General features: G+C 38.0%; 13 protein-coding genes and 1 pseudogene. 7 read left to right on the plus strand and 7 right to left on the minus strand.

The features are described from left to right. Nucleotides 1-3: 3 nt before the first annotated feature. Nucleotides 4-453 (minus strand): Lrp/AsnC family transcriptional regulator, encoded by a 450-nt coding sequence (locus ACO1DI_RS15890; RefSeq protein ID WP_014461537.1) that lies wholly within the window; start codon nt 451-453, stop codon nt 4-6. Between the two features lie 172 nt (nt 454-625). Here ACO1DI_RS15890 and ACO1DI_RS15895 point away from each other — a divergent pair, with 172 nt between their 5' ends. Continuing rightward, a complete protein-coding gene (locus ACO1DI_RS15895; RefSeq protein WP_014461538.1) occupies nt 626-1,246 on the plus strand; it encodes a YitT family protein in 621 nt (206 codons plus the stop codon). 38 nt (nt 1,247-1,284) lie between these two features. Here ACO1DI_RS15895 and ACO1DI_RS15900 read toward each other — a convergent pair whose 3' ends face one another. The 5 genes from ACO1DI_RS15900 to gnd all read right to left on the minus strand — a co-directional run bounded on the left by ACO1DI_RS15900 (nt 1,285) and on the right by gnd (nt 7,918). Next, nucleotides 1,285-1,896, minus strand: coding sequence for a DUF1349 domain-containing protein (locus ACO1DI_RS15900; RefSeq protein ID WP_423145462.1), 612 nt, complete (start codon nt 1,894-1,896; stop codon nt 1,285-1,287). A 154-nt stretch (nt 1,897-2,050) separates the two neighbouring features. Continuing rightward, on the minus strand, nt 2,051-3,379 hold the full coding sequence (locus ACO1DI_RS15905) for a gluconate:H+ symporter (protein ID WP_014461540.1): 1,329 nt from the start codon (nt 3,377-3,379) through the stop codon (nt 2,051-2,053). A gap of 268 nt (nt 3,380-3,647) precedes the next feature. Next, complete coding sequence (locus ACO1DI_RS15910) at nt 3,648-5,174, minus strand: NCS1 family nucleobase:cation symporter-1 (RefSeq protein WP_014461541.1); 1,527 nt, start codon at nt 5,172-5,174, stop codon at nt 3,648-3,650. Nucleotides 5,175-5,451: 277 nt separating this feature from the next. Next, on the minus strand, nt 5,452-6,993 hold the full coding sequence (gene gntK, locus ACO1DI_RS15915) for a gluconokinase (protein WP_014461542.1): 1,542 nt from the start codon (nt 6,991-6,993) through the stop codon (nt 5,452-5,454). Between the two features lie 25 nt (nt 6,994-7,018). Further along, entirely contained in the window at nt 7,019-7,918 is a 900-nt protein-coding gene (gnd, locus tag ACO1DI_RS15920) for a phosphogluconate dehydrogenase (NAD(+)-dependent, decarboxylating) (RefSeq protein ID WP_014461543.1), read from the minus strand. 150 nt (nt 7,919-8,068) lie between these two features. On the opposite strand from gnd, the pseudogene ACO1DI_RS15925 reads away from it, so the two are divergent. Next, nucleotides 8,069-8,915: pseudogene (locus tag ACO1DI_RS15925) on the plus strand (MurR/RpiR family transcriptional regulator). Between the two features lie 167 nt (nt 8,916-9,082). Next, nucleotides 9,083-9,562, plus strand: coding sequence for a GNAT family N-acetyltransferase (locus tag ACO1DI_RS15930; RefSeq protein WP_014461545.1), 480 nt, complete (start codon nt 9,083-9,085; stop codon nt 9,560-9,562). Nucleotides 9,563-9,687: 125 nt separating this feature from the next. Here ACO1DI_RS15930 and ACO1DI_RS15935 read toward each other — a convergent pair whose 3' ends face one another. Continuing rightward, nucleotides 9,688-10,224: a phosphatidylglycerophosphatase A family protein gene (locus ACO1DI_RS15935; RefSeq protein WP_014461546.1), complete on the minus strand. Its 537-nt coding sequence runs from the start codon at nt 10,222-10,224 to the stop codon at nt 9,688-9,690. Nucleotides 10,225-10,396: 172 nt separating this feature from the next. Here ACO1DI_RS15935 and ACO1DI_RS15940 point away from each other — a divergent pair, with 172 nt between their 5' ends. The 4 genes from ACO1DI_RS15940 to ACO1DI_RS15955 all read left to right on the plus strand — a co-directional run bounded on the left by ACO1DI_RS15940 (nt 10,397) and on the right by ACO1DI_RS15955 (nt 12,931). Further along, on the plus strand, nt 10,397-10,783 hold the full coding sequence (locus ACO1DI_RS15940; protein WP_050689356.1) for a hypothetical protein: 387 nt from the start codon (nt 10,397-10,399) through the stop codon (nt 10,781-10,783). A 387-nt stretch (nt 10,784-11,170) separates the two neighbouring features. Then, a complete protein-coding gene (locus tag ACO1DI_RS15945; RefSeq protein ID WP_014461549.1) occupies nt 11,171-11,896 on the plus strand; it encodes an alpha/beta hydrolase in 726 nt (241 codons plus the stop codon). A gap of 82 nt (nt 11,897-11,978) precedes the next feature. Beyond that, complete coding sequence (locus tag ACO1DI_RS15950; RefSeq protein ID WP_115653077.1) at nt 11,979-12,491, plus strand: YjcG family protein; 513 nt, start codon at nt 11,979-11,981, stop codon at nt 12,489-12,491. 5 nt (nt 12,492-12,496) lie between these two features. Beyond that, nucleotides 12,497-12,931: a GNAT family N-acetyltransferase gene (locus tag ACO1DI_RS15955; protein ID WP_013055454.1), complete on the plus strand. Its 435-nt coding sequence runs from the start codon at nt 12,497-12,499 to the stop codon at nt 12,929-12,931. Nucleotides 12,932-12,993 lie beyond the last annotated feature (62 nt).

Genomic DNA, 12,993 nt, shown 5'->3' on the forward strand with positions numbered 1-12,993 from the left:
CTCTTATGGGGTCGGTTTTTGTATAGGGGTAATCATTCTGTTTTCTACAGGCGACTTTAAAATAATTGAGGTATTCACATTTCCATAAGGAATCAGTTCATCCACTAGCATTCGAAGTCCATCCATTCCAGATACGGCTGCTTTGATAAAGTAAGAAACCGGTCCTGTTACGCGATGACATTCAAGCACGTCTTCATTTCGCTCAATAAAGTCTTCAAATTCCTCTGGTTTTCTTTTTAATTCGCTTACTTGAATAAACAGCTGTGTATCTCTTCCTAAAGCTTTCGGAGACACCGTAGCGCTGAAACGTTGGATCACTCCTCGTTCCTGAAGACGCTGCAGTCTTTCTGATACGCTCGGACGGCTAAGAGCCAGCTTTTTTGATAAATCACTAATCGTCATACGCCCGTCCCTTTGCAAAATAGATAATAATTGTGCATCGATTTGATCCATACAAACCTTTCCTTTCAAAATGAATATAATAAATAAAATCTTTATTCAAGTTGATAACAGAACAATCATTATTTCCTTCATTTATACATGTGTTTTCTTTATTTAATATCCTATCATTAAAGTAGATGATTGAAAATGAAAATTCCGAAAAAACAAACAAAGGGGTTTATTTATGAAAAAAGTTTTATGGATTATTCTTGGATGTACGATTGCGAGTATTGGTGTTCTTATCTTGCGGCACTCTCACGTAGTGACGGGGGGAACAGCTGGTCTGTCTCTTAGCTTGTCATATGCCCTTCCCTTATCGTTTGCGGTGATCTTTTTTCTCATTAATATTCCTTTTTATCTCTTTTCCTTCTTTCAAATGGGATGGAAATTTACCGCCACAACTATAGGATCAGTGTCGTTGCTATCGCTTCTCACTTCACTCGATCACTTACTTCCTTCTTTTACCCTTCCCAGCCTGATGGGTGCTGTTACGGGCGGACTAATTGCCGGCCTTGGCTTATCCATTTTATTTATGAACGGAGCTTCTCTTGGGGGTGCTAATATTTTAGCATTATTCGCGCAGCGAAAATTCGGTTGGGATCCTGGAAAAGTGAATTTTTCATTTGATTTCCTTGTCGTGCTGTCGAGCATGTATTCAATTGGCCTTTCAAAAGGAATTTTTTCGGTTATGTCCATTGCGATTACAGGTTTTGTCATTAGCTATTTCAAGCAAAAGATTGCTTTACACAATCAACCGACATCTCCTTCTGCCACACAGCCTTTAGATAATGCGCTTTCTAAATAAAAACCACAATTTAGCTGTGGCTAAATCGTGGTTTTTATTTACATTTTTTCTACTTTTATAAAATCAAATTGGGCTTCATATCCTTCTCCTTGAGGACTACAAGCGTAAATGCCAACTTGAACAGGTTCTTTGGTTGAGTTCAATAAGTGAGCGAGTCGGAGCTGAGTCCAAGAATCTCCATCACTTGAATAACAAACGGTGCAATCATCGTTTTTGCGCTGAATTTTAAAATAAAGCGCCGATTTGTTTTGAGTAAAATTTTGACTGGACCAATCTGAGAAGCCATGGTTGGTTACGACTGCTCCTAATTGGTTAGGACCATCGGGATTGTATTCAACTGACGTTTTGATCCACGTATCTTTTGATACACGAATCATGAGACCTGCCTGATCGTAGCGATTAACTGGATATGTATGCACCTTTGTCATGATTTCAAAGTCGCCTTCTACTTCACGGTAAAGAAAGTGTCCATTGTCCGCTTCAAAGCCATAATGAGTACGCTGCCAAAAATCTGTTTTAGCGTCTGTTTTAATCACTAATCGATTCGTTTCCGTATCAATTTGAAATTGAGCTGGTGGACAATACCAAGAAACGTCTGAATCTAATTTTCCTTCTGAAAAGTTTGTGAAAAATACTAGTTGATTACTCACTCTCTGTCATTCCCTTCTTAGAAGCTATTATTCTCCTATTTCTATTCTGCCATAATTTAAAGAATAAATAAAATATTTTGATTATTTTTCTTGTAAATTCTTTTCTTTCATAAAAAAATAAGACTCTTTTACATAGAGTAAAAGAGTCTTACTTTTAAATAATTGCATTTAGAATAAGTGCTCCTGCAAAAGCAATAAAGGATAGAAGCGTTTCCAGAACGGTCCATGTTTTGAACGTTTCTTTCACTGTTAACCCTAAATATTCTTTCACCATCCAGAAGCCTGCATCATTCACATGAGAGAACATTAACGAACCCGCACCCGTAACGATAACAAGAAGTTCTAAGTTAACACCGGACATGTGCTCAATGATTGGTGAGACAATACCAGCTGCCGTTGTTAATGCAACTGTTGCTGAACCTGTAGCGATACGGATCAAACCGGCGATTAAAAATGCAAGTACAAGTGGTGATAGAGACAGATGTTCAGACATTTGACCAATCGTTGTACCGACTCCGCTATCGATTAATACTTGTTTGAAGCCGCCGCCTGCACCAATAATTAAAACAATAGATCCTACAGGAAGCAAACATTCTTCCGTTAGTTTTTTAATAACATCTTTTGTCATACCTTGACGTTTTCCAAGCAGGTAAAACGCTGCAAAACAAGCAATTAAAAGTGCAATTAATGGACTTCCTATTAATTCTACAAACTTCACTACGCCGCTTGGCAATCCGTTAATAACAGGTGCTATAGCTGCTAAGACCATTAATAAAACAGGAAGTAAAATAACAAAGAATGAAACTCCTGTACCAGGAAGATCTTTAGATGTTGTCGTGATACGAATTAAATCAGGCTCTCCTTCTGGAATTACTCGTTTGTTAACCCATTTTGCAAAAACGGGGCCAGCGATAACTGCGGCTGGAATAGAAATGATTAACGCGTATAAAAGCACTTTCCCCGTATTTGCTCCGTAAATACTAATAGCTGCCATCGCTCCTGGATGAGGAGGAACGAGACCGTGAACAATTGATAATCCTGCAATAACTGGCAGAGCAATCAATAATATATTTTGTTTTGTTGTTTTATGAATCGAAATAACTAAAGGCAGTAAGATTAAAATTCCTACTTCGAAGAAAACAGGAATACCAATAATGAAACCTGCTACTAGCATTGCCCATGGCAGTCTTTTCACACCGAATATTCTTACGAAATAATCCGCTACCTGCATGCCAGCACCTGAATCGGCCATCAGCTTACCTAAAATTGTTCCCAGTGCTAAAATTCCTACTAAGTGGCCTAAAACACCGCCCACTCCCGTTTCGTAAGCGGCAACAATTTTATCCATTGATAACCCAGAAGCAATTGCTAAAAACAAACTTGCAACCGTTAAACTAATAAACGCATGCCATTTAAAAACTGAAACACCTACAATAACAATAACAATTGCGGCAACTGTAATAGCTAATAAGTATGCATCCATCTTGCTTTCCACCTTCCCTTTAAGTAAACGCTTTCTCTATGTAGCAAAAAAGCTCTACACCCTGTAAATTTTAAAAAATAAGTTCAAATTATCGAAATCGTTTACATTAATTAATTTAGAAAACGATTTCATTTTTTTATTACTTAAATTATATGAAAAAAAAATTCTTAAATCAATAAAAAAACTCAAAAAAATTTTATCAATTTTCTTCCATAGCGTTTTAACATATAAAAAAATCCAATCATGTTAATGATTGGATTAACCTTATTTATTTGGTGATGGTTGGATCAGCCGTTTGACTATCGATAATCGTTTTTTCGCTTGTTTTTAACGTTATTTCTTCATATTCCCCCGGCGCTAATACACTTTTATCTCCTCTCATGAGATACGTGTAAGCGATGATAGAAATGAATAGACCAAATGTCCAGGCATTATCCCATAAAAAGCGCAGTCCAGGAATGAGTAAGCCTAAAACGGGTATGGCCACGCCAATTACTAATGCATAAATCCCGTTTTTATTAAAACCTGTTGAATAACTGTAGCGACCGTTTACCTCATATAAATCCTTTAATGCCATCTGTCTCCTTCTTACAAGCCAGTAGTCAGCAATGGCGATGCCGTCTATAGGGCCAAGCAGCGCTCCGTATGTTCCAAGCCAGCCGAAAATATAGTTCCCGAAATTAGACATGATGTACCATGGCTGAAGTAAAATAGCAAAAATACCGGTAACTAGCGCCCCCATCGCAAACGTGATTTTCTTTGGATTCAGATTCTCAATTGCACGGGCTGGCGCAACAATATTTGCTCCCACATTAATCGTTAAAGAAGAAAGCACGATAACGATTGTTCCTAAGAAAATGATAAACGGAGGGAATTTAGCTACTAACGCCACTGGATCCCAAATAGCCTCTCCAAATATAACGATTGTTGCTGAGGTAACAGCAATTCCAATAAATGAAAAAATACTCATCGTCAATGGCAAAGAGAAGGTTTGCGCAACCATTTGAGATTTCTGACTTCTAGCATATCGACAAAAATCAGGAATGTTCAAAGCGAGCGTCGCCCAAAATGCAATAACTCCCGTTAAAGCTGGGAAAAATACGGCTAGAAATTCTCCGGTTGATGTAAATTTAGAAGGCGTAGATAAAATGGGGCCCCACCCTCCTGAGTTTGTATAAGCCCATATAAAAAGAATAATAGCTGAAATACCAATAACCGGAGCAGCAATTGCTCCTAATACTTTAATTGCTTGCGGTCCTTTATATGCCACTCCTACATTTAAAAGCCAAAAGAGAGCAAATACAATGGCTGTATGACCTGCTAACCCATTCCAAGACGAAAACGAAGCGCTTAGCAGCGTATCAATTGCTTCCGTTCCAATCCATGTATTAATTCCAAACCACCCAGCAGCCACAATAGCCCTAGCCAGTGCCGGGATATGTGCTCCTTTATCTCCAAACCACAGACGGGCAAATACTGGATAAGGAATGCCAAACTTGGTTCCAGCGTGAGAATTAAGCAAAATAGGAATAAGAACAATCACATTTCCTAAAAAGATTGTACCAATTGCTTGCCACCAGTTCATTCCAAGCGTCATCATTCCACTTGCCATTGTATAAGCTGGAATACACAAACACATCCCAATCCAAAGCGTAGCAAAGTTAACTCCTTTCCAAGAGTGTTCCTTCATCGTAGTCGGACGTAAATCTTCATTCCAAAGATCGCTGTCGCTCAGCTGATTGTGCGTCTCATCTGTGAGCGTCACAATCCCATCTTGCTCGATTTGTGTTTTCATCCATAAAACCCCTTTTCATAAATAAGTTCATTCCAAAAAACTAATTTTATTTGAATTTTCTGAAATATAAAGGCGTTTGTGACGATTCCTTCTAGTATGTGATAAATACTAACGTTATCCCTTATTATATTTAATGCGAAACGGGGATACACTGGACAAATTGTAACATTATTTGAGGGAACTTTTATATATTGTGTAGTGTTAACTCTTTTGATTGTTAGATAACCTAACACACAAAAGATCATCGCCTGAAAGCTTCAAGCGATGATCTTTGAACTTAATGTACGTATTTTTTTTGAAAAGCCGTAATGCTTTCGTATTCTTCTTTAAATAAGCGAGCCAAACGAATATAGATAGTTGTTAACTCTTTATATACTTCACTGTTTTCTTTGATTGGATAATGGTGGTTAGTCGCTCCAACCATATCAGAAACAACGTTTAATGAGTCAACCTCGCCAAGGCTATATAAGCCAAGAATAACTGCTCCTAAACATGAACTTTCAAAGCTTTCCGGTACAGATACTTCTTGGTTGAAAATATCTGCCATCATTTGACGCCAAAGTGCGGAACGTGCAAATCCGCCTGTTGCCTGAATTTTTGTAGGCTCTCCAATTAACTCTTCAAGTGCCAATAATACCGTATATAAGTTAAAAATAACGCCTTCTAATACGGCGCGAATCATATGTTCTTTTTTATGATGCAAACCTAGGCCGAAAAATGAACCTTTCGCATTTGCATCCCAAAGCGGCGCACGTTCTCCTGAAAGGTATGGGTGAAACAATAAGCCGTCTGCTCCAGGTTTCACTAATGCCGCAATCTCCGTTAATACCTCATATGGATCTTTTCCAAGGCGTTTAGCGGTTTCGACTTCAGACGCTCCAAATTGATCGCGAGCCCATCTGAAAATCATGCCTCCGTTATTTACAGGGCCGCCAATTACCCAGTGGTCTTCTGTCAACGCATAACAGAAAATTCGACCTTTAGGATCAACTACTGGCTTGTCAGTAACTGCTCGAATAGCTCCGCTTGTCCCGATTGTTACCGCAACAACGCCTGGTTCAATCGCATTTACGCCTAAGTTTGATAATACACCATCACTTGCACCTACAATAAAGGGCGTATCTGGAAGTAAGTGCATCTCAACTGCAAGCTCTGGGTTTAGCCCTTTCACTTGATGCATAGTTGAAACAGGAGTGGATAGCTGATCTGTTGTCACACCTGCTACTTTTAATGCTTCTTCATCCCACGCAAGATTTTTCAGATTAAATAAACCTGTTGCTGATGCAATCGAATAGTCGATAACATATTCGTTAAACAACTTAAAGAATACATATTCTTTAATTGAAATAAATTTATGTGTTCCCTTCACTAATTCAGGCTGTTCATTAGAAAGCCATGTTAGCTTGGAAAGTGGCGACATCGGGTGAATAGGCGTGCCCGTACGTAAATAAATCTCATGGCCGTTGTATTCATTTTTAATTTTTTCTGTCCATTCTGCACTTCTATTATCGGCCCACGTAATACATTTTGTCAGCGGCTTTCCTTGCTGATCAACGGCAATAACACTGTGCATAGCTGAGCTGAATGAAACGCATAAAATATCCTCAGGTTTTACATCGCTTGTTTTTACAACCGTTTGAATGGTACGTACAACTGCTTGAAAAATTTCTTCAGGATCTTGCTCAGCCATCGCGGGCGTAGGCGAGTATAGTGGATACTCAATCCCATGGTTAGAAATGACTGTACCGTCTACTGAAAATAATACAGACTTTGTACTCGTTGTTCCGATATCTACACCTATTGCATATTTTTTGCTCATGCTGCTGTCCCCCTACTTTACTACTTTACTTATTTACAACACCGTGACCGCCGAATTCATTTCGAAGTGCTGCTACAACTTTCCCTGTAAATGTATCTTCCTCTAATGAACGATAGCGCATCATTAGCGATAAAGCAATAACAGGAGTTGCCGTTTGAAGATCAAGAGCAGTCTCTACGGTCCATTTCCCTTCACCAGAAGACTGCATAACTCCTTTAATACTATCTAGTTTAGGATCTTTTGAAAACGCATTTTCCGTTAGTTCCATTAACCAAGAGCGAACAACAGATCCGTTATTCCAAACGCGCGCTACAGCTTCATAGTCGAAATCAAACTGACTTTTTTCCAAAACTTCAAATCCTTCAGCAATGGATTGCATCATTCCATATTCTACACCATTATGAACCATTTTTAAAAAATGACCGCTTCCGCTTTTACCTGCGTACATAAATCCATTTTCTACGCAAATATCACTAAAAATTGGTTCAATTGTACGGAAGGCTTCAGCATCTCCGCCAATCATTGTACACGCTCCGTTTCTTGCACCTTCCATTCCACCGCTTGTCCCTACGTCAAAGAAGTAAATACCTTTTTCCTGAAGATCGTTAGCACGTCGAACAGATTCTTTATAATTAGAGTTTCCTCCATCTATTACAATATCTCCTTCTGACAGAAGTTCTTTTAGTTCTGTAACAACATTTTCCGTTACTTCTCCAGCCGGAACCATAACCCATACAACTTTAGGTGAAGCCGGCAGTTCGTTGACTAACTCTTCAATAGTAGCAGCACCAGCTGCTCCTTCATTTGAAAGTTTTTCTACCGCTTCTTTATTCACATCATAAGCTACTACTTCATGATGATTATCCATTAAATTTAATGATAAATTATATCCCATTTTTCCTAAACCGATTAATCCAATTTTCATTTTACAAACTCCCTTTGAAAAAAAATTTCACATTACCTCCATTATACGAATTATTTTTCATTTTGCAATCGTTTACAAGAAAATTTTTTTCACGCATATTTTTGTGCTATACTCTTTTTACTACTAAATTCGTGGAAAGGAACATCAGTTATGACGCAAAATTGCTTAGGAAAAATTCGTTCTCACTATGCTAGATTCAGTGAAAAAGAGAAGAAAATTGCAAATTATATTTTAGAACAGCCGGAACAAATTATTCACAGTACCATTAACGAAGTAGCAGACGATTTAAATGTAGCTGATGCAACGGTCTTTCGCTTTTGTAAACGAATTGGCTTCAAGGGCTATCAGGCGATGAAAATAGCGCTGGCTGCTGAAATTATGACGCCCATTCAGCAGATTCACGAAGAAATTGCTGAAACGGATAATGAAAAAACGATTGCTGAAAAAATCTTTCGCTCTAACGTGCGAACGCTTGAGAATACATTACAAATACTAGAGGGCAATGCCATTGAAAAAGCCGTCAAACTTCTTATGAAGGCTGATAAAGTTCAGTTTTATGGCACTGGAGGCTCTTCAGTAGTAGCTATGGATGCTTTTCATAAATTTGTGCGAACAGGAATTAAAACGTTTGCATTTATCGATTCCCACTTCCAGCTTATGTCCGCTTCTCAATTAACGAAACAAGATGTAGCGGTAGTGATTTCTCATTCGGGAACAAATAAAGACACGATGAACATTTTAAATACAGCAAAAGCGAACGGTGCCAAAACAATCGGTATCACGGGTTTCCCTAAATCTCCATTAAGTCAAAACGTTGATGTTTCTCTTTATACAAGTTCAGAAGAAACCGAATACCGATCTGAAGCTTCTCGCCTCGAGAATTGGACAGCTAAGCCTCATTGACGCTTTGTATGTTAATGTAATGATTGCAAATAAAGACACTTCTAAACACTCGCTTGAAAAAGTACGCGATGCCATTGCTGAAACGAGAATTTAATGTTTCATCCTTATATTCTTCAATTCCAACATCAAACAGAGCATAAAATATATGCTCTGTTTAGTACGGTTCTTCACTTGAAATTTTCAGGTTTTCATTCTCATTTAACATTTTCTAAGTTGCTACATATGATAAAGCACAACTTTTAAAAAGTAGGTGAAGTGTGTATGGATATTATCTATCGCACTGCAAAACTAGATGAGTATGCAGAAGTGAATAAAATATTAGGGGAATCACTAGAACTCCACGCAAATGCGCTTCCTTCTATGTTTGATAATCAAATGGCTGTTTTATCTCCCGAACAATATCAAGCTACTCTTTATTATGCAACCATTGATATTCTTGTAGCTCAATATCGGAATCAAATTATTGGGGCTTCTGTTGTTGAATTAAAATATAACCCTCCCACTACATTAGCTCCTCTTTCCTACACAGCATACATCCAATATTTTGGTGTAAAAAAAGGCTTTCAAAATTACGGCGTAGGAAAAGGTCTTTTTTCTGCTACAAAACAGTGGGCTGTACAAAAAGGAGCAAATGATCTCCAGCTTACCGTATGGGCATTTAATGAAAAAGCACGTGCTTTTTATGAAAGTCTTGGACTGAAAAACTTAAGCTACCTTATGACTACTTCACTACAGCCATAAATTGTTCCATTAACGGAGACTAGGCACGTAGGTGATACGTGCCTAGTCTCCGTTATGCAAATAAAAGACTAAATCATTTCGACGTGTTAATTTACGCAGCTTGTATACATACTAAAAGAAATTTATTACGTAGCTGGATTTCCTTCTTGCAGCTGTTCTTGTTCATCACGCTGACGGTGAGCTAAACGACTTGCCGCACTAGAAGCTACGCTCGCTACCAAATCATCTAAAAAGGTATTAACTCCTTTTTCTTTTTTGCAGTCCAGCTTTTCAATAATGCCTACTTTTACTTTATCTAAATAGCCAAAGGTCGTAACAGCGATACTGCCATAGGTTAAAACGGCACCTAAAGCAATCGTTTCATCAACACCAAACAACCCTTCGTCTTGTTCTACAATACTTTGAAGAGGTTCTGATAATTTATTTTGCTCAGCTAACTTATCAAGTTCGATTCCAACTAGAAGCGCATGCTGAATTTCTCTCTTTTGCAGTACTCTTTCTACGCTTTCAGCGCATTCCTGAATGGTTAGAGCTGGATGATAAGGAAGCTGTAAATCATACACAATTTCAGCAATATCCAAAACTGTTACGCCACGCTCTTGCAGCAAATCAAATGTTGCCTTTGCTACTTCTTTGCTCGTTGGGATTTTTTTCGCTGTCATGTCTCTCTCTCCTTTTCAAGTTGTTGTCTCTCTTTATACTAAATTCGATGAGAGGCGCTAAAAACCTTTTTTGTTCATCCGCCTGAGTTCATAAACTCGTCACATATCTCTTTAGGCGCTCATTACATTTACTTGCTATAATGAAATTATCTAATCAGGAGGTTTGTCTACTGTGGAAGAAAAACAAAGTAAATTTAGCAGAGGCTTATTATTATTTTTCATTGGCGCAACAGCCCTTTTCTTTATCGTCTTAATCGTTCTGTTTCTCATGTCTACTTTTGGAAAAAGCGAAAAAGAAGCCGTAGCTCTTCTAGCTGGGAATCACTACGCTATCGTTAAGGAAGAGAATTCATATACTCTTTATGATCAAAAAGAAAACAAGCCTATTTTAGAAGATGTAAATGGCTATTTCGGTGCTCGCAATATCCGAAGTTATGTAAAAAATGACACAGAATTGGTTTCAATTGATGAAAAAGAAGAAGAATATACGAAAAAGCCGCTAGAAAAAGCCACTCAAGCAGAAAAAGATATGTTTAAAAAGATGAAGAAATTAGATTAACGAAAAGAGGCTTGGACAAAAGTAGTGTAGCCGAAGTAAAAAACGAATCATTAATCAAACTGTTTGATTAGTGGTTCGTTTTTTTTGTTAAAGTGGACGCAAATTTTATCTGTTTCGTTCCTTCTAGCAGTTGATTGGAGGGCTCCTGCGGAAAGCGGAGTCTTGCACGGAAATCAACTGCGGTCGAGCAAGCTGTCCAGACTATATATCCAGATTGTTCGTATTTGGATGAAATTCATTTCGTGATGTCCCAGGCTCTTTTTTAGCGAATGCCTCTTTCTCGTCATTCGCTAAAAAATTCGTTACAATAAAATAAAGAACGGTTATTAGAAAATGTGTTACAATAAAGGTAACGCTTTCATTCAAATGCATAGGAGTCGATTATTCATGTCAGAAAGTAAGCGGAAGTTAGAAGAAATTTCTTTTTATAGTGACGCACTACAAGAAGATGTTACGTTACTAGTCTATTTGCCGTCAAACTATTCTACGCTCTATAAGTATTCTCTACTTATCGCCCAAGACGGAAAAGATTATGTTATGTACGGGCGTACACCTCGTTTAATCGATGATTTAATGAACGAGTCAGAAATCGATCGTACTATTTTTGTTGGAATTCCATATAAAAGCGTGGAAGACAGACGCGATAAGTATCATCCAGAAGGAAAGCAGGTAGATGCTTACATTCGCTTTTTAGCACATGAACTTGTGCCATTTTTGGATAAAACATATCCTACATATCAAATGGGAAAATCACGTGTTCTAATTGGTGATTCGCTTGCTGCTACAGTTTCACTGCTGACGGCCATTGCGTATCCTCACACGTTCGGGAAAGTAATTATGCATTCTCCTTTCGTGAACGATGCTGTATTACAAACGGTCAACTCATTTGCTTCTCCTTCACTTCTGGATTTGTATCATGTTATTGGAACGGAAGAAACGGATGTCAAAACAACACAAGACGGCATATTGAATTTTATTGAGCCTAACCGCCTGTTGCACGAACAAATGAAGCAGCGTAGATATTCTGTTTTCTACGAAGAATTTAATGGAAATCATACCTGGAAATACTGGCAAAAAGACGTAAAGCGGTCGCTTCAATATATGTTGAAGTAGAAAGATATCATATTTTTTGAAAATTTGTTATAATAAGCTCGCTTTATACATATTTTATGATCTTACTTTGGAGGGATTTTTTATGAAATTTGGCGTTGTACTTTTTCCATCTAAAAAATTGCAAGATGTAGCGAATTCTTATCGAAAGCGCTATGATTCTCACTATTCATTAATTCCGCCTCATCTTACATTAAAAGAAGTCTTTGAAGCTACAGAAGACCAAATTGATGAAATTGCGGCTAACTTGCGTAAAATTGCCCAAGAAACAAATCCATTTACATTAAATGTAACGAAAGTAAGCTCATTTTCACCAGCCAATAACGTTATTTACTTAAAAGTGGAACAAAAGCCAGAACTGACGTCACTTTACAATAGACTGCATGAAGGCAATCTCGAACAGCCAACTGAGTATTCATTTATTCCGCATATTACAATTGGTCAACGCCTTTCAGATGATGAGCACTTAGATGTGTATAGCCAGTTGAAGCTTGTAGATGTCGCTCATGAAGAAACAGTAGATCGCTTTCATTTAATGTACCAGCTTGAAAATGAAACATGGACTGTGTTTGAAACATTTCGTCTTGGAAAGGGATAAGATACGTGAACATCAAAGTACTAACGAACAAACAAGATCATTCTGATGCTTACTTCGTACGTCAAAAAGTATTTGTAGAAGAACAGCAGGTTGATGTAGAGCAAGAAATCGATGAATACGATTCCGAAGCCTTGCATTTAGTTGTATATAAAGGAACTGCACCAATTGGTGCAGGACGCTTCCGTATGGTAGAGGACTATGGAAAAGCCGAACGAATCTGCGTTCTTTCTTCTTATCGAAAAGACGGTGTAGGAAAGCTTTTGATGGATAAGTTAGAAGAGCTCGCAGCGGAGCATGAGATTGAAAAGATTAAGCTGCATGCTCAAACGCATGCGGAAGGATTTTATAAAAAGCTAGGCTACGTAACGGTTTCGGGTGAGTTTATGGATGCTGGAATTCCACATGTAGAGATGGTAAAGAAACTAAGTAAAAAACACTAGGAATTGAACCTGGTGTTTTTGCTTTTTTAAAGGATAAGAACCTTTGCTTTGCTTATACTAAT

This window comes from Priestia sp. 40 (assembly GCF_049368575.1).
Classification (GTDB): Bacteria; Bacillota; Bacilli; order Bacillales; family Bacillaceae_H; genus Priestia; species Priestia zanthoxyli.

What these genes read in the sequence shown, in the direction of transcription:
- ACO1DI_RS15890 (WP_014461537.1), bottom strand. Translation starts at nt 453, where the DNA reads ATGGATCAAATCGATGCACAATTATTATCTATTTTGCAAAGGGACGGG.
- ACO1DI_RS15895 (WP_014461538.1), top strand. Translation starts at nt 626, where the DNA reads ATGAAAAAAGTTTTATGGATTATTCTTGGATGTACGATTGCGAGTATT.
- ACO1DI_RS15905 (WP_014461540.1), bottom strand. Translation starts at nt 3,379, where the DNA reads ATGGATGCATACTTATTAGCTATTACAGTTGCCGCAATTGTTATTGTT.
- ACO1DI_RS15910 (WP_014461541.1), bottom strand. Translation starts at nt 5,174, where the DNA reads ATGAAAACACAAATCGAGCAAGATGGGATTGTGACGCTCACAGATGAG.
- gntK (WP_014461542.1), bottom strand. Translation starts at nt 6,993, where the DNA reads ATGAGCAAAAAATATGCAATAGGTGTAGATATCGGAACAACGAGTACA.
- gnd (WP_014461543.1), bottom strand. Translation starts at nt 7,918, where the DNA reads ATGAAAATTGGATTAATCGGTTTAGGAAAAATGGGATATAATTTATCA.
- ACO1DI_RS15930 (WP_014461545.1), top strand. Translation starts at nt 9,083, where the DNA reads ATGGATATTATCTATCGCACTGCAAAACTAGATGAGTATGCAGAAGTG.
- ACO1DI_RS15935 (WP_014461546.1), bottom strand. Translation starts at nt 10,224, where the DNA reads ATGACAGCGAAAAAAATCCCAACGAGCAAAGAAGTAGCAAAGGCAACA.
- ACO1DI_RS15945 (WP_014461549.1), top strand. Translation starts at nt 11,171, where the DNA reads ATGTCAGAAAGTAAGCGGAAGTTAGAAGAAATTTCTTTTTATAGTGAC.
- ACO1DI_RS15950 (WP_115653077.1), top strand. Translation starts at nt 11,979, where the DNA reads ATGAAATTTGGCGTTGTACTTTTTCCATCTAAAAAATTGCAAGATGTA.